The 18,384-nt window shown below is 42.5% G+C and carries 10 protein-coding genes; all 10 read right to left on the bottom strand.

What is annotated here, in order from left to right:
- Positions 1–348 precede the first annotated feature (348 nt).
- Positions 349–2,337: a DUF4832 domain-containing protein gene (locus LQ201_RS24285; protein WP_230146250.1), complete on the bottom strand. Its 1,989-nt coding sequence runs from the start codon at positions 2,335–2,337 to the stop codon at positions 349–351.
- Positions 2,338–2,981: 644 nt separating this feature from the next.
- Positions 2,982–4,247, bottom strand: a complete 1,266-nt coding sequence (locus LQ201_RS24280; protein WP_230146249.1) for a S9 family peptidase — start codon at positions 4,245–4,247, stop codon at positions 2,982–2,984.
- Positions 4,248–4,249: 2 nt separating this feature from the next.
- Positions 4,250–5,905 (bottom strand): RagB/SusD family nutrient uptake outer membrane protein, encoded by a 1,656-nt coding sequence (locus tag LQ201_RS24275; RefSeq protein WP_230146248.1) that lies wholly within the window; start codon positions 5,903–5,905, stop codon positions 4,250–4,252.
- 12 nt (positions 5,906–5,917) lie between these two features.
- Complete coding sequence (locus LQ201_RS24270) at positions 5,918–8,647, bottom strand: SusC/RagA family TonB-linked outer membrane protein (RefSeq protein WP_230146247.1); 2,730 nt, start codon at positions 8,645–8,647, stop codon at positions 5,918–5,920.
- A gap of 126 nt (positions 8,648–8,773) precedes the next feature.
- Positions 8,774–10,447, bottom strand: a complete 1,674-nt coding sequence (locus LQ201_RS24265; protein ID WP_230146246.1) for a RagB/SusD family nutrient uptake outer membrane protein — start codon at positions 10,445–10,447, stop codon at positions 8,774–8,776.
- 14 nt (positions 10,448–10,461) lie between these two features.
- The gene (locus LQ201_RS24260; protein ID WP_230146245.1) at positions 10,462–13,632 is read right to left on the bottom strand and encodes a TonB-dependent receptor; all 3,171 of its coding nucleotides are present in this window, start codon (positions 13,630–13,632) and stop codon (positions 10,462–10,464) included.
- A 582-nt stretch (positions 13,633–14,214) separates the two neighbouring features.
- A complete protein-coding gene (locus LQ201_RS24255) occupies positions 14,215–15,159 on the bottom strand; it encodes a DUF4886 domain-containing protein (RefSeq protein ID WP_230146244.1) in 945 nt (314 codons plus the stop codon).
- 5 nt (positions 15,160–15,164) lie between these two features.
- Positions 15,165–16,193, bottom strand: coding sequence for a glycoside hydrolase family 105 protein (locus LQ201_RS24250; RefSeq protein ID WP_230146708.1), 1,029 nt, complete (start codon positions 16,191–16,193; stop codon positions 15,165–15,167).
- Positions 16,194–16,325: 132 nt separating this feature from the next.
- Complete coding sequence (locus LQ201_RS24245; protein ID WP_230146242.1) at positions 16,326–17,204, bottom strand: family 16 glycosylhydrolase; 879 nt, start codon at positions 17,202–17,204, stop codon at positions 16,326–16,328.
- Positions 17,205–17,214: 10 nt separating this feature from the next.
- Positions 17,215–18,327 carry an alginate lyase family protein gene (locus LQ201_RS24240; RefSeq protein ID WP_230146241.1) on the bottom strand — a complete coding sequence of 371 codons (1,113 nt, stop codon included), beginning with the start codon at positions 18,325–18,327 and terminating at the stop codon, positions 17,215–17,217.
- Positions 18,328–18,384 lie beyond the last annotated feature (57 nt).

Below are 18,384 nucleotides of genomic sequence, written 5' to 3'. Positions count from 1 at the left end.
GATGAAAAACTTTGCTTTGGTAATATACTTCCCAGGGGTCGGATTTTTTTGAATAAAATCACATGTTTTTTTTAGGAGAAACGATATGTTTCTCCTTGGAAATATTGCTGGAAATTAAACTCATGTATCTTTTTTGATTGTATATAAATATACTAAAAAAAACTATCTCAAAATCCAAAAACCCTTAACTTAATAGCATTGGAGACGCTAAGACCAGAATAGTGAAAATACGTCATTGCGAGGAGGAACGGCGAAGCAATCTTTCATGACAGCGATCAACGCTACAAAGATTGCTTCGTCGGCTGAAAAAGTCGCAATGACGACAGTTTCACCTGAGTGATTTTACGCCTACTCCAAAGCGAAAGCTTCCCAGCCTGCGATAGTTTCCCTGTTACATTTCATTACCGACTGCCCACCTTCAGAAGAAATATACTTACCGTTATTCCCCTTAAGTGAGATTTTGCCATTGGCGTTAACCACCCAATCAAACTTTTCCCAATCGCTGATGGTTGTTCGGCTGCAGGTTATCCCGGTAGTAGCCCCATTTTCTGAGGATACATATTTGTTCATGCTTCGCAAGGCAACTTTTCCTCCGCCTGCATCTACAATGGCAAAGGTTTCCCAGCCAGACGCGTTCGCACGGTTACATCTCATTGGTGCTTCCCCATTTTCGCCGGATACAAACATATTGTTGGGGCCTTTTAATTTTACCGTTTGGCCAATGGGCGCCTCTGCTTGTACCTGCAGATTACCGAGTTCAAGCCATCCATTTTTAAAGGTGCCGGTTACAGCAAGTGCAATACCCGGTTTATTCAAATTTGTTTTATCGATAATGGCAACCCCCCATTTATAGGTGCCAGGAGGCAAATTGATTGCCGTTGTGGTGAAATTATAAGTGATAGGATTATCTTTCAGCCATTTAGAAGGGTCTCCGTTTTCGTCGATAAAAAGTTTTTTTACCACACCGGCAGTATCCAGAATAGCAAAGGCAACTTTATACTTATAGTTCCACTGAGGAATATTGTTAGGGCAATACCCCCAGCCCATGTTTTTCCAGCGATGGCTCAAAGTAGCCGTGGCACCATTGGCAATTGCATCTGGCAACGATAACTCATCAGGATATAACCGGTAGCCTCCTTCTGCATTAAAACGTTGTACCAGCGGAAAGCTGGTCTGAAACCAGGAGGTTGTTTCCCCAACCCTAAAATCCATCATGTTTACCGCAGCTTCGGCCGACCTGTTAAATTCACCCAGCCTTACATCTTCAGGATGCCCTTCGCGATATTGTCCGCTTGAGTCGATCCAGTAACGGTGGGTACCACTCACAATCCATCCTCCCTCCATAATAATCGGACGTTTATGTTTCCAGGTTGCCGCAAAATTTTTCTCCCAGCTTTGGTAATAATCGGTCATTCCAAAGGCATCATGCCTCAAGCTATACCCTCGATTGATCGCTTTAACCAGTAACCTGTCGCTATTGGCGTTTGCTGCCCCCCAACTCGTAGGATGACCTATTAATCTATGGTAATTGATCACCAGCGGCACTTTGGTAAATGTCCTGTTGTATAATGCCATAATCCAGTCTAAAGTCTCTTCCTTTACCGTCTCTGTTTGTGCGGCCGTTAACACACCCGGGGCTGCATATACCGTATTATGGGCTTCTCCCCACTTGCCCAAGCCATAGGCATCAATAAAAGAGGTACGAACGGGATCATTAAAGTCTTTTGCCAGCTCTTCTATGAAAGTACTATAGTATTGTCTGAATATCGGATCTTGAGGGTAAGGGGTTTTCTGTGTAGGCGCGGCGGGGTTTGACAACCAATATCCAGCTCCGGCGTTAAACACAAAAGCAGGTGTATTTTCTCCCTGATCACGCCCGTCTACAACGATCCGGAACGCGATGGGTAATCCCCTGGTTTTAACCCCATTAATTAATTTACCAATCTGCGAGCTCAAGTCTCTCCAGGCATAAACGCCGGGACTGGGATTAAGCGATCGCCAGCTTGTACGGATGTAACAGGCGGATGCGTAATCAATAGCCTTTACATTTCTGCCCAATTCTGGCACGTAAAATTGACTATCCCAATAAGTATCAACAGCATCTCGCTTTGCATACATCACCCAGCCATTTAACGGATTACGCAATACAGCTGTACTGTTATATACGGGCCTGATCAGTACATTATTGGCGGCACCAACAACAGCCATTTTTTGTGCTCCGTTGTTAAAGGTTTCTAAAAGATCTTCGTCTTTGTTTTTAGTACACGAAAGCATTTGCAAGCATAATAATGCCAGCAAAGCGACCTTTCCGGTCTTCTCTAAATTTGGTTTTTTCATAGTAATAAACATTAAATTATTGGATTTAAAAATTCTTTAAATTTGAATGCAGCAATGCTTCAAGCAGAGGGCAATTTTTGCCTTTGCTAAAATTACATTTGCACCAGTTGCTACCTAAATAAGGGATTGACGTAAAGAGACATTATAAATCGAAGCGCGATTGTCGACAGATCGTTGTTTCGAATTAAAATGATGGGGTTTAAAAAAATCGGTAATCAGCGTACGGTGTTACGCTGGTTAGGAAAGGCAAAAGAGATCTTTAATGCATCCAATCTGGACGCATTTAATACACTTAGCCTCCCATTTCACCTTGCTTTGGGTTAAGGGAACTTAGCTATTGGCTCATAAGAATATAATTTGGTTGTGATAAAAATACACGACAAGAGGGCGCGAAAGGGTTCGTTTTTGTACGGAAATGGTTCAATTTTGTACAAGAAGAAAAAATTTGCCCTGAATGGTATTAGAACGGGCATTCGCCTTCAAAAAATATTGGTAAACCATTGCATATCACCAGAAAACAAAAAACGGAGGCGCTTTGCAGCATTCCTCCGTTAACTAAAACTAACCAATCTTATCTTTTAGGCTATGCTATCACAACATATTGTAAAATAGCGACTTGCCTCATCATCTATCCAATAGGATAACTAAAAATGGAGTTTGGCAAAGCGGATAAAATTTGTCCAATCGTAAACATTTAGGTCGTGTTTTCCTTCCCTGAAATGGTAGCCCATAGCCGAATTAATTATGGGACTGTTCACTACGGGCATATCTTTTGGAAGGTTAACTTTTTTACCATAGAGATCGTAAACAGGCTTGGCTTTCACTAATGACAAAAACGAGCCGTAAGGGTCTGCCCATCTATCTTCGGTAGCATTGGTGGTATACACTGGCCGTGGAGCAATGAGACCAATGAGCATATGCTGGTCAACCGGCAGGCTGTTTACATCATTGCTATATTTCTTGTAATTATTATTAAACCAATAACCAAACTGTTTATTGATCAGGCTTATTGTTTCGCCATATTTACGCCTTGCAAGCGATGCACCCGTACTGCCTGAGCAACTGCTAAACACCATTGCAAAACGTTGATCCTGGGCGGCGGCCCATAAAGCCGTTTTACCACCCCGGGAATGCCCAACGAGCGCAACTTTGTTAAAATCGATTGCTTTATCGGTTTTGAAGTAATCCATTACTCTGCTTGCGGCCCAAGCCCATACGCCGATTGCTTTCATTCCATTATCTTTTTCCAGTTCTGCCGGAAACAAATGCGCCAATACACCATTCTGATAGCTATCCTTACGGTCAGGGGCTACATCTCCATGATGAAAAGCAGCAATAGCATAACCGCTGTCGATCAACAGCTCTGCTGGCCAAAAAGTACTCTTTTCTACTCTTGTTGGATCCATATTTCTGCTGCTCCGGTTGTTGATCAGTAAAAATACAGGAGCTGGTTTGTTCCGTTTGTTTGGAATAAAGAGCACCACAGGAAAGGATATCGAATTCCCTTTATTCCAGGCGGTAATCTTTATCTCTTTCAAATGAGCCTTTCCCTGCATGGCATCAGCTTTTTCATTGGTTACCATAAACTTCAAGCTATCAAAACTACCGGGTGTTTTTCCATAAACATGTTCTTCAAAAAGAGCTAAAAGTTCAGGTCTTCGCTTTTTCTCCCAAATCGAGGTGTTTTTCACCCTTTCTCCCTTTGTGGTGAGCAGTATTTCGGGTAAGGTGTAGGCCGGAACAGTGCTTTCATCATAATTGACAATTTCTCCCATAAACTTATCCGTTTTCTGCGCATATACGCTACCTGAAAATAGGATTAGCGCAAGCAAAAAAATCAGCGTTTTTCTTACCGAATCGGTAATTACAAATCTGCTTTGATGGGGAGAAAATTTTAATCTATACATCATACTTAATAACCTGGATTTTGAATCAGTTTATTTGCTTTATTGATTTCAGACTGCTGAAAAGGATACCAATAGTTTTTACTGGTAAAGGTCCTGTTTTCAATTACAAAAGGGCTATAAGCTAAAGTAGTACCCACCTTGGTAATTTTTATGCCTTTAACGGGTCCGTTAAAATTACTTTCCCCATCCTTCCATCGCCTCACATCAAAAAACCGCTGTTCTTCAAAACATAATTCTACGCGGCGTTCGTTTTTAATGCGATCGCGCATTTGAGATTGTGTCAACCCGGTCAGCGCGGGCATCCCAGCCCGGGTACGCACAGCGTTTATGGCATTATAAACTTCTGCGTTCGGACCGCCAAATTCATTTAAAGCTTCTGCATAGATCAGTAAGATTTCTGCATACCTAAACAAAACCCAGGGCCTTCTTACGCTTGTGGTACCTGTGATGTTATAAGTTGCATTGCCACTTAGAAATTTACGTAGATAATAGCCTGATTTTGTACTGTTTACATTAGAAGGAACATTATCCCGACCTCCCTCATAAGTTTCCACCGCACGGGTTAAACTTCCCGTTTTAAAATTTGCCCCATTATACACGATAAACTGGTTTAAACGAGGGTCTCTGTTGGCGTACGGATTTTGCGGATCATAACCTGATGAAGGATCCGTTATGGCTTTGCCATTGGTCATTTCAAAGGCGTCGACCAGGTTCTGTGTAGGGTTTGTTCTTCCCAACCCGCCGGTGAAGCTAATGGGTGCGTTATTTGACTCTATTGTATTGGTATTGCTTGCCGGTGTGGCGAAAATAACCTCGTTGTTGTAAGAAGTAGCGGTGGTGGTATAGTCCCATAAGCTAGGGAATAACGCCGTGCTCAACAAGCTGTGTTTGTTTAAGTCCATTAAATCTTTTGCACTTTTTGCGGCATTTTGCCAACGCTGCAGGTCATTATTTAGATTGTAAAGCGGACTTGCATAAACCAACAGCGTTTTGGCTTTTAGTGCCATTCCAGCGGCCTTTGTAGCACGACCGTAATTGGCCGCATCCCAATCTTTGGTAGAAGCTGCAGGAATCTGGCTGATTGCCGAGTCGCAATCTTTAACAATCTGTTTTACCACATCATCAACCGTATTTCGTGGAAGGTTAAGATCTTCTATCGGCGAAAAGGATCTGGTGGCGAGCACGATTCCGCCATACCGCTTAAATAATTCATAATGGAATAAAGCCCTCAGAAAGAAGGCCTCTCCCCTTAGCGCGGGCAGATCGCTTGCCGGAAAGATAACCGCCGTGGGCGATCGCTCCAGAAATGTATTTACCACCCATAATCCAGTATAAAGGTTGGTGTATTGTTCGTCGAAGGTCCTTAAACTGCTCCAGTTACCATTATTGAAAACATTAACGTTGCTATTTAAATTTGAATTTACGGCTTCGTCACTTCCGCTGGCCATTAATGCGCCCGAACCGTCAACATTGTATCTGGCCAGCATATAATTGTATCCGTTGTTCAAATACTCCCGTACACGCCTGTCGGTATTCCAGATTGCTTCTTCACTTACGGGACCTTCACTGTATGAAGGTTCAAAAAATTCATCCTTACAAGCACCAAGGCCCATTAGCAAAACGGCCAGAAGGATATACATACCATATAGTTTCTTTTTCATCTTCATTTTGAATTAAAATTTGACATTTATGCCCACGGCAAAGGTTTTTACATAGGGATAAGAGGAAAAACGACCTGCATTGGGTGTTTCGGGATCAATATCCAGCGCATTGAGTTTGGAAATGGTAAAAATATTATTGCCACTTACAAATATCCTGGCGCCTTTAAAACGTAAGCGTTGATTGAGTTTATTTGAAGTACTATAACCGATTTCGGCGGATCTAAGCTTCAAAAAATCACCTGAATACAACCAAAAGGTAGAGTTTGCGGTATTATTCCCATTATCTGAAATTCCAACACGTGGATATTTTGCCGTAGCTGCAGTGGTGGGTGTCCAGCTATCTAAGCTTAACTGGTTCAATCCGTTAGGGCCGGCATACATAATATCGGAAAGATCAATTGTTCGCCCTTCTACACCTTGAAACTGTGCGCCGAGATCAAACTGTTTATACCTGATGTTAAAACCAAAGCCATAATATACTTTCGGAATATCGGTATAGTCGCTTGATACAGCATCATTTGCATCTATGAGATTGTCGTTGTTAACGTCTTTATATTTAAGATCGCCAGGTACTACGAGGCTCGACAAGGTTTGCTTTGGGCTTGCATTAATTTCAGCCTGGTTTTGAAAAATACCTTCAGCCAGGTAATAATTTCCACCATTTACGTAGCGTCCTATTGTAGATTGATTGGGCAATACGTTTTCAGTTCTTTCCAAGATCACGTTTTTGGCATAGGTAAAGTTGGCGTTCGTACTGATTAACACTTCGCCGATTCTTTTATTAAATGCACCGCTGGCATCAAATCCTTTACTGCTTACCTTCCCTGAATTTACCTGTGCAATGGCTATCCCAACAATACCTGGTAAATTTGCAGGCCCTAAAATGTCTGTCCGTTTTTCATCAAAATAATCAAAAGAGAACGAAAGTGCTCCTTTGAGAAAGTCTACATCTGTACCCAAATTTAAGCGGTCAACCTTTTCCCAGGTGGTTAACGGGTTACCGGCAGGGCTTACCAATCTTGCTGTTGTTGAAGTAGAAAAAGTAGAACCGAGAAATGGCCCAGCATCTCTGGTAAACAACGTACGGTAAGGCAGCCTTACCACATTCCCGCTGGCATCATAAGTTGGTCCGATATTGCCCGAACGGCCATAAGATCCTCTTAATTTAAGGTAGCTGATTGCAGAGGCATCTTTAAGAAAATCTTCTTTGGAGATAAGCCATCCTGCCGATACCGCCGGAAAAAACCCAAAACGTCTTCCCGGAGCATAATTTTCTGATCCGGAATAACTTGCTATTAAACCCAGCATATAGCGCTGTTTGAAACTATAATCTGCTCGCCCAACAAGCATACGGGAACGATAATCTAACCGATCTACCGCTGCACTTACATATTGCTGTCCACGTATATTGGCTTTTATTTGATGATCTGTGCCGATGGTCCTGTTATAATCGAAGCCAAACCAGAGCTCATTGTTTTTGGTATTGGTTTGGAACGCTGCAGTTCTGTAAGCAATTACCGCAGGTGTACGATAGGTTTGTATTGGGGTAACTGTTTGATTGAAAACTGCATAATTTTCAGATAATCCGTCTCCATAATTACCATAACCATCGTAAGAGAAGAATAAGTTGGCAGAAAGGCCTTTCGTTATAAAATCCAGTTTTTGATCGGCCATGATACTGGCCAGTAAAATATTTGTGGTGGTACGCGAAAATCCTGTGCCCTGTAACTGGCCAAGTGGATTATTCTGAAAGAGTGAAGTTCCACCGTAAGATCCATCCGCATTTAAAATAGGAAACGCATTTGGCGGCAGATTATACAAGTTGTTAAATACTGTTGCAGTACCATCTCCAACATCATTCCGTACTTCACTTCTAACCCCTGCCAACAAAGTCAACGTAAGCGTTTTAGTCACATCATAATCCAGATTGATCCTGAAGTTATAACGTTTATAACCGTAATTAGAATCGTAATTGGGCGTTTCTGTTTCTTTAAAAAGTCCTTGCTGATTAAAGTAACTAACAGAGCTAAAATAACGCACCTTGTTGCTCCCGCCACTAAAGGTAAGTGCATACCTTTGGGTAGCAGCCCGTTTGTTTAGAAAACGATCTAAATAATTGTTATCAGGATACAAATAGGGATCTGTATGATTTTTGTACCCTTCGAGGGCTGCTTCGCTGTAGGCTGGCGTTTGCCCGATATTGGTTAAGCCGCGATTATACAGGGTGGCAAAATCGTAGGCATTTAAGGGTTTGATCAGGTTGTTGGCCGACTGAAAACCGCCCTGGGCATCGAAAGAGATCAGGTTTTCTCCAATTTTGCCTCTTTTGGTTGTCACCAGAATGGCACCATTGCCTCCATTTAGTCCGTACCAGTTTAAAGCAGCAGCATCTTTTAATACAGTTACGCTTTCAATTTCGCTGATATCCATATCTTCGAAATCACGTTCAATTCCGTCTACCAAAAAAGCCGGTGTTGAGCCCTGCGCATAAGATGACCTTCCACGGATCTGATAGGATACATTGCCGCCACCAGGTTGATTACCTGTCCATCTGAACAAAAAACCACTTAATCTTCCGGCGAGTAAACCAGACAGGTTACTGATGGGCACTTTTGTAAGTTGGTTATAGCGAAGCGAACTCTGGGCAAAATTTACTTCTTCCCGACTGCGGGTGCCAAAGGGAATTTCAATCAATTTATTAGTTGAGTCTGTCTGTCCATCGTTTTCCTTTGTGATAGACACCTTCTGATTTGTATTTTGTGCTAAAGCTGTGCAGGTAAACAGATAGCATATGATGCCCAAAATTATGCCTGAACATTTAGTATATCTTGTCATTTCTTATCTTTTAAATTATATATAACTGAATGATTACCAGCCTGGATTCTGTTTTAAAGCGCCGCTGGTTTTATTCATTTCTGCTCTCGGGATCGGGTATAAATACATGTTATTGTTGAACACCTTTTTAAATGCGGGCAATTCTATTACGCTGTAGCTGAATGATCCATTGGCATTTTTAATCACCTTCATGGCTTTCATTGGCTGCGCCACGATTTCCGGTCCTTTTTTCCAGCGGAGTATATCCCACCAGCGCATGTCTTCGAAAGCAAATTCTATGGCACGCTCATTTCTGATGCGCTCGCGCATTTCAGCTTGGCTGAGGCCAGCTGGCAAAACCGGCATTTTAGCCCGCAAACGAATGGCGTTCACCGCGTTATACACTTCGGCAGTTGCTCCTGCTTCTTCATTTAAAGCCTCAGCATAATTAATCAGTACTTCGGCATACCTGTAGAAAACATAATTCAGAAGCGCCGATGCAGTAGAGCCCGAACGCGAAGCTTCAGGCCACAATCTTTTCAGGTAATAGCTGGTTTTAGTAATGGAGGTAGCCGTACTGATATCCGTTCCATAAGTGATAATCCCCTGTGCATTGGGCTCTGATTGCCAGGTTTGTACCGCACGCCCCTGCCAGGTAACATTATTATAAAGAATGTTGACATAAAACCGTGGATCTCTATTGAGGTAAGGATTTTGCGGATTGTATCCCGACGTGGCATCGGTAATCGGTTTGCCATTCGCCATTTCATACAGATCAACATGATTCTGAACTGGCGAAAGATTAGATTGTGCCCCCCCATAACTTGTAGGAATCAAAAAATCGCTGAGGTAGGTACCAATAAACCCTCTCCCTCCGCGTGGCCAGATCCGGATGTATTCATTAGAGTTTGCCACAGTGAGTACGTTTGCATAGTTGGGCTCGAGTGAAAATTTATTCAGGTCTATAATTGCTTTTGATGCCTCTGCGGCCTTCTTCCACTTAACTAAATCATTGTTGGGATTATTTAACGGGCTGGCATCGAATAACAACGCTCTTGCTTTAAGCGCCATAACTGCAGCGCCTGTAGCCCTGTTAGACTGTGCAGCAGGATTCGGCCAATCGGCATTGGTTAATGGCAATAGTGTGATGGCCTGCTCCAGATCACTCAAAATCAGCCCTAATGTTTCTGCATAACTCGCGCGGGGAAGGTCTGTTGAAGCTTCAGTAAAATCCTGAGGCTGCTTTAATATAACCACCCCGCCAAAGCGCCTTAAAAGCTCAAAATAAAAATATGCCCGGAGATAAAGTTGCTCACCTTTGATATAATTGGGATTGTAAAGATCTGTCCATGGGGTTTTGTCCATGTTGGCCAGCATCAGGTTTGCATTTCGGATTCCTCTGTACATTTGGGCATAAATCCCTGTTACATCTGAAGCCCCTGGGTCTAAAAACTGGCCGCTATTCATCGCGGCAACCTCTATCTGACCGTTATTGACAATAGATTCATCTGTAAATTGTGAGGTCATGCCCTTGTAACCGCTCAGGCGGCCATAATCTGAAATGGAAAACGTATAAGTAAAATCGCCGAAACGGGAAGCCAGCAAGGGGTCTTTAAAAACCTCTTCGAGGTCGCTCTGGATCCCCACATCTCGTTGTAGAAAATCCTTTTTGCAGGAAAAACCAATTAACGAGGCGACTAAAAACAAGAGATATATGATTTTTTTCATGATTATACCTTTAATTAGAGTGATAAATTAAGCCCAAAATTGAAGACCTTGGTGGTTGGAATAGTGGCAACGGATGAAGCATAAGCATTTCCCGACAAGCTATTTTCAGGGTCTATACCATAGAAATTAGTCCATGTTTTTAAATTCTGCCCGCTAACAAATACCGTAAGGCTACTTAACCGAAGTCTGGTTATCCATTTTTTAGGCAAACTGTAACTGAGCTGCACATTTCGCAGCTTGATGTAAGATGCATCCTGCAAGGTAAAATCGTTCAAACTTTCGTTGGGGTTTGCATTCAGGCCCGGACGGATTACCGGCCAGCTGGCGTTGGTATTGCCAGGCGTCCATCTTTCCAGCATCGGTGCATAATACTGGTTAAGGCCACCGCTTTGGAACACTACGTTAGAACTCACATTGGTTACCGCATTAAACAATGCCGACAACTGAAATCCCTTATAGCCGAACTGCATATTCAAGCTGGCATTGTATTCAGGGATGTTTGGATGCCCAATGGCCACTACATCCTGGTTATTGATTATGCCATCTTCGTTTACATCCTGATATTTAAAATCGCCGGGTATAGACGGATATGCCGTTATTTTGTTTAGCGGACTGCTGTCAATGTCTTTTTGGTCTGCATAAAAGCCAAGCACATGGTATCCGAAATAAGTACCGATAGGCCTGCCTGATACCCGCAGGTTCTCTGCAAGGCCGGGAGCCTCGTCTAGTACCCTGCGCTGGTTACGTGCATAACTCAGGTTTCCGGTGAAGGAGTAGTTAAATTCATTAATCTTATTGCGATAAGTTACTGAAAGTTCATATCCATGGTTATAATTGATGCCATAATTGGTACTTGGAACCGTGGCTCCATAAGTGGCAAAACTTGTTGCTGATCGGGTCGTTAAAATATCCGAACGCTCATCATCAAAAAGGTCTGCCGTGATATTCAGTTTATCTTTAAATAAAGAGAGATCAAGCCCTATGTTTCTTTTTAACGAGATCTCAAAGGTGATAAATGGATTACCATATTGCAATTGGGTATAGGTTGGCGCACTGAAATTGCTGTTTGGGTTTCCAAATACGACATTTGCCCCTGCCCCAAACCTATTCTGGTAATAGAACCGGCTTGTACCCGGACTGGGAATCCCTACCCTTCCAATCGAACCACGTATTTTGAGCATACTGATCCAGGTAAACTTTTTCATCCATTCTTCATTGGCCAGATTATAGCCTACAGTTGCAGCCGGAAAGAAGCCATAACGATAGCCTTTGGCATAGTTCTCCGAACCGTTGTAAGTAGCACTGGCTGTTAAAAAGTATTTATTACCATAGTTATAGGTTGCTTCTGAAATAATACCTTGATTAGCATATGGGGCGGCGGCAGCGGCTGAGCCTTGAAGCTCGCGCTGACCGATTAAATTAGCACTCAAGTTGTGCTTACCGAATGATCTGCCATAGGTTAAAAACAGCTGTAAGTTCGTTTTGGTGAACCCACTTCTTGAATAAGCTGGTGCGCCAAAAAAATCATTGTAAGTTCCTCCAACTGGTGTAAGCGCTAAAGTTGACCGATTTAGCTCGAGGTATCCTGTACTGCCTCTTTGCAACTTTCCTGATAATTGTGTGGCATCATAACCAAACTGGGCTTTTAAACTCAGGCCTTTTGTTATAAAATCAAGTTTTTGGCGTACCGTAAAAATTGATTCGGCAATGTTGTTATCGGTAAAAGCATATCCTCCATAGGTTAACAAAGCGTAAGGATTGAAGGCATTTACCCCACCAAGTCCATAATTTACGATGTGGTTATAGTTTCCATCCAACGCAATCACTCTAGGATCGTCGGAGTTGGTATATTCTTTAAAAAATGGGGCTGCCCACGACGGCATTTTCAGCGCCCTGCCCACAAGCCCTTCAATACCATTGCTCACCACACCAGCAGGGTCATTGTGTTCGCTCATGCCTGCAGGACTGTAGCGGTGCTCGTTTCTGCCTGCAAGGTTAACTTCAAAATTTGTAGTCTTGGTAAGATCTATGCCAACCCTGGCCCTGAAGTTATAACGGCTATAGCTCGGCGAGGTAGAATAATCTAAAGGTGTTTTAAATTCCTTGAAATTTCCATCTTCGCGCAGGTGGCTAAAAGAGGTAAAATATTTTACTTTTTCACTACCGCCTGATATTGTCAGGTTCTGCTGGTTCTGCATCCAATGGTCTTTAACGAGTTCATCGTACCACATTACATTTGGATAAAGCAACGGATTACCGTTTCGGGCCTTAAATGTGGCTAAATCTTCATCGGTAAATGTGCGGGCTTCACCAACATTAAGCTGGCCTTCGGTAAGCAACATCGCACTTTCGTAGGCGCCCAAAATCTCAGGACGGGATGTGGCACTGACAATGCCCACGTTACCAGAAAGGGTTACCCTTGCAGGCCCTTCAACTCCCCTTTTCGTGGTGATTACAAATACGCCGTTGGCGCCTTTTAAACCGTATAAAGCGGTAGATGATGCATCTTTAAGTATGTTAATGCTTTCGATCTCGTTTGGATCAATATCGCCGAAAGAAGTCCGCTCAACACCATCCACAATAATGAGTGCTGTTGCTGAGGGAGAAACCTGTCCGCGGATATACAGCGCTGCACCGTTAATTCCTGGCCGTCCGGAGGTTTGCTGTACGACCAAACCAGGTACCCGCCCGGCCAAAGCGTTATTGACATTGGTTACTGGCGCTTTTAATAAATCGGCACCTGAAACGGTACTGATGGCGGCTGTAACGGCCGATCTTCTTTGTGTAGAATAACCATTTACCACCACATCATTAAGCGAACTACTTGAAGATGTTAAGGTTACACTAATTACACTGGAAGCACCTATAGTTACTTCCTTGCTTTCAAAACCAATGGTAGAAAAAACAAGTACCTGACCTCGGTTAACGTTGATTTTATATTTTCCATCCAGATCGGTTTGAACACCGGTGGTAGTTCCTTTTATTTTAATTGTTGCTCCTGGAATGGGTTGGTTTTTCTCATCCTTAACGGTTCCGGTTATTTCCTGAAACAATAGTTTGGGAGATGTAGTAACAGCGCTGGTGGTTATTTTTATGGGTTCGGCAGCGAGCGCATGTGCCCGACACCACACCACAATAACCACGAAAAACCAGCTTTTGGGACTGAGGTTTAATTTTTTTATCATCTATTTGATATATGGTTAGAATTATTTTTTTCGAAAAGAATGAGCCTTCTTTACCTGATTTTAAAGTTGCAGCCTCATTTTTATTTACACTTATGCTTCAGGCAAAATCAATTGAATTAAAATGGTCACGCTTTTTATCACGCATAATTCACCTTCAGGATACCATACAAGCGTCCTCATAAATCCCAAAAAAGGGTAGATTTATCAGCTGAATTTTAAGAAAAGAGATATGAAAGCATTACAAATTCAATTATTTTGACTTTGCCGTTTTGGCTTAAACCTTATGCCGTGAGACATCAGTTAAATACCTGTGCCATTCTATTTTACTGACTTGTGGTTTAGCCTTTGTGTTTTCCTCATTGGCAATGGCCGGGATGGTTGAGAAATGGGTTATCATACTTAGTTGGGTTTATTATTTGGTTAACACAAATCTATAGTACTTAGCCCTTACATAGGGTTCACTTTTGTACGGAAATGGTTTGGTTTTGTACAGTTAGCGCATTATTTCGATTAAATTTACCCTCAGACTGATGCTGAGGGCAAAAAATGCGGAAATCATTTTAATCTGTGGATATCATATCCTTATTGTCCATCCTGCGCTTTCCCTACAACTTTGCTTGCCACTTTTTTCAGGTAAGCTGCAAAGTCGTCAGATACCCGTTGGGGCTTGAAAGAGACGTTTTTCAAATCATCATTAAATAATATGCTGTACCAGATTAATCCACCTAAATATTTCCCTGCATCATTGGCGTGATTGGGATCGAAACTTAATTGATCCTTGTTCCAGAAGTTCCCGATATTTAGCGAATTGGTCTGATCTGGCAAATTTGGCACAACTGGATGATCATAATCAAATGAAGGATCCGGTTTGAAAGCATATTTTTTTTCGGTAGCCACCATTTCGAAAGCATCGCCAACTGGTAAAATACGGGCATTGATCCGTTTTGCAAGGAGATGATAAGCTGCACGGGATTTTTGCCACATTTCTTCCTGATTCTTCGCGGTTACGCCTTCACTTATACGCCCAAACTTCTTTGCATCAGAACGGTAAGCCCAGGTTTGATGGATGACGATACGGGCCTGAGGTTGAAGTGTTTTTACATAGGCAACCAGTTTGTTGGCATAGGGATAATAGCTCGAGGAATCGCCCGAGAGGAAAGAATATTGTTGTATGGTCACAATATCCCAATTCCCTTGCCCCAATAACATTTTTAATGATTTACCATTATAAGGTTTGCCCTTGGGATCGTCTACATTGGCTTCTGCTTTTTCTACATACCCCCAATGCTGTTCGAGTGAGTGTCCACCGAGTTCGGCACGCCCGATAATGAGGGTCTTTCCCCTCTCTTTAGCCATTTGTGGCAAAAAGGCCGAAGCGTTTTGCGAAAAGCTATTTCCTATGATAAATAAGCGTAAGGTATCCTGCCGGTTTTGAGCAAAAAGATCGGTAACCAGGCAGATCAACAGCAGAAAAAAAGCTATTGATTTAGCTGAAGGAGCGCGCTGTATTTTGATGTTAATCTTCATTCTTGTTAATTTTTATAAGCCTTCTCCTGCGATTTTAAATATTGATACAATTGAGTTCCCGCCAACAAAAATGCACCCACACCGTAAACCTCGGTACTATTTGCATTTACGGCATCCGGACTTGCGCCAATAGGTTGCACATAACCCAGCATGCCATCATCATGAACAGCAGATACCAGAGCTTTCCATGATTTTTCTACCACAGGAAGATATTGCTTCTTTTCCAGAAGCCCATGGTTTAAGCCCCAGGCAATTGCATAGCTAAAGAAACCTGTACCGCTCATCTCCTTAACCGGAAAACTCGCAGGATCCAATAATGATGCATGCCAGCTACCATCTGGCTGCTGTAAGCTGGCAACTTTACCCACCATATCTTGGTAGAGTTGTACCAATTTAGCCCTGTCGGGATGGTTTTTCGGCGTATTTTCCAGCACCCTTACCAAACCCGCCAAAACCCATCCATTACCCCTCGACCAAAATATTTTCTGACCATTTTTTTCTCTTTTGTTAAAGAAACTTTCATCTCTGAAAAACAGCTTCTCTGTTGGGTCGTAGAGGAATTCGGTGGTTTTCCACCAGAGTTTTACCGCTGTATTTAAATACTTTTCATCTTTGGTAGCAGTGCTCAGATAAGCTAAAGCAGGAGGCCCCATAAAAAGGGCATCGCACCAGGCCCACTCCCTGTTTTGGATTTTATTTTTCCAGTTTAAAGGCTCATTATGTGGTTGATTTACAATGCTGTCTGCCTGCAAAATAAACGGAGCAATCATCTTTTTCTTTCTAAATTTACTATAAAGCTGAGCATAAGTTTGCCCCACACAATAGTCGTCTGCATGGAAGCGCAAATGTCCGGTATTCCAACCCAGCTCATCGCCAATATCTACCAGCGTTTTAAGATAATGCTCATTACCTTTAATGTTGCCAAAAGCGAAAATACCAGTGTAACAGGCCCCATTTGTCCAGTCAGCTTTTCGATGGTTAAAACCTTTATTTTTCCAGGTATCCAATTGCCAGTCTGCCACCCGCTGCATCATTTTAAAAATGTTAGTCTTTTGCAGAACCGAATCTCTTTTTGCATGCGTTGGTGCAGAAAAAGCGCTGAATCTGCAACAGCCAGTTAGTATTAATATTAAAAGCAAGTGTCTAAAATTCATGTGTTTCATATTTTAATTTTCTAATTTATTATTTTGATAAACCCTCACATAATCTACTTCGAAGCTGGCCGGAAAAGACGTTTTTGAAGGATCTCCACCTTGTTTTCCACCTATTGCCAAATCGAGCAACATATAATGCGGTTGTTTGAAAGGATTAATATTGGTACCATTCTGGTTCACCAGCTTATCTAAAGGCACCTTGTTTAAGAGCTGATTATCTACATAAAGTGCAATGCTGTTCTCGTCCCAATCCATTCGCCAAATATGAAACTGATCTGCCCAGGCCTGGCCGCCCAGGGAATCGATATTTTTCTCGGTGCTAAACCAGGCATCTTTTCGATCGGCTCCCATAAAGGCAATATTGGCGAGTAGTTTTTTTCGGTAATATTCCATTATATCAATTTCGCCGGTTGCAGGCCACGACCCTTTTATCCCCAATGTCCACCAGGCTGGCCAAATGCCATCGCGGATATCAATTTTACCGCGCATCACAAACCTGCCGTAAAGCCAACTGTGCAGTCCTTGCGTTTTTATACTGGCGGAAGTATAATCGGCTTCTTTGCGGTTTTTTTTCCAATCGTTGCTTCCTTCCTTAAAATTGGGGTTTGCCTTTTTTTCTCTTTTTGCCTCGAGGATTAATTTTCCGTTTTCACACCTGGCGTTTTCGCGTTGATACCATTGAAATTCTTCATTGCGTTCAAATCCAAGCTCGTAGGTCCAGTTAGCCGGATTGGGCGCGCCATTGCCATTAAATTCTTCGGCCCATACCAGTTTGAAACCATCGGCGGTGAGTGCTGGCAGCATAGGCTGTTTTTGCTGTTGTGCTACTGCAGATAAGCCTACGAAGAACGTACAGGCCATTAAAAAGGGTTTTAATAAATGTTTTTTCATTGGGGTTGATTTATTGGTATCCGTTTAAACGTAAAGGCATCAGTGTTGGAAAAGTCCAGGCATAATCGTGTTTTGGATACATGATCGGGCGATATGGCGCCAGGTATTTCTCATATTCCGTGTCGGAATAAATGCCGTTCATGGCCTCCAGAAGATTGGCCGGCCAGAAGCCCGTTTCTGTATACACCGCTCCCGTAGCAGGATTTTTGAAGAATTTCCATTCTTCAGGATGCTGGTTATAGTAGTGCAAATAATCTAGCGATTTCTTAAATGATGCGCCGTTTTTTGTTGCGGCAAAAAGATTTTCACCGGTTTGGTTATAGATCACCCAGCTCGAAGCCGTTAGCGGGGCCAGCGAAAAATAGGTATACCAGATTCCTTTGCCCTGTCTTTTTACTTCTTCAACCATGTGACCATCAGGAGCAATCTTATCGAAAAGATCATTTTTAATCAGCGCAATATTTTTTTGTAAATCTTCCTGATCATCGAGATAGGTATCAGCCAGTATAGAAGCCAGCCGGGACCAATCGCCAGAGTTATTGTTGCGGAAACGAATGCTATTTGCCGCTTCCCGGAAAACGTTTTTAGTCCATAATTTAAATTGCGCAACATCTTGCGGCTTCCATTTCTTATAATCTTTAAGCAGGTCTGCACTGATCATCATGGTAGTACCTGAGTACGACATTACCAGCGAACCATCTAATTGTGAATATTTTTTGTTAACAGATGCCCATGCATTGAGAAAATAAATTGCTTTATCGGCATATTTAGCCTTCCCGCTCAGTTGATAGGCCAAGGCGCAACTATAAGCCGAAAAACCATCAACCTGAAGTGCCAGCGAGGTTTTCCGGTGGCCATCCTTGTCCTGGTAAAATCCGGGAATGCTGAAATCTGCTACTGCATGCTGTTCTACCAGCAAGGCAGAATCTGCTTTGCTGATCAGTGCTTTATAAGCTGAGGTATATGGCTCTTTTTTGGCTTTGAGCTGCCTTTTAACAAAATTAATCTGTTGTTGTGGGTGCATACCCTTAAGTTGGTTTTGCGCAAGCACTTGCTGTCCTTGCAGCGTACTTAAAAGGAATGTTGTGAGAAAAATGAAAAGAAAAAACTTTAAATGGTTCATGGTATTTTATTTGGTTAAAATGGGATGCTGAAATCACGCAATGCTCCCTTTATGTAT

Source organism: Pedobacter sp. Bi126 (genome assembly GCF_918698245.1).
Lineage (GTDB): Bacteria > Bacteroidota > Bacteroidia > Sphingobacteriales > Sphingobacteriaceae > Pedobacter.
This window is presented reverse-complemented; position numbering and strand designations above follow the sequence as displayed.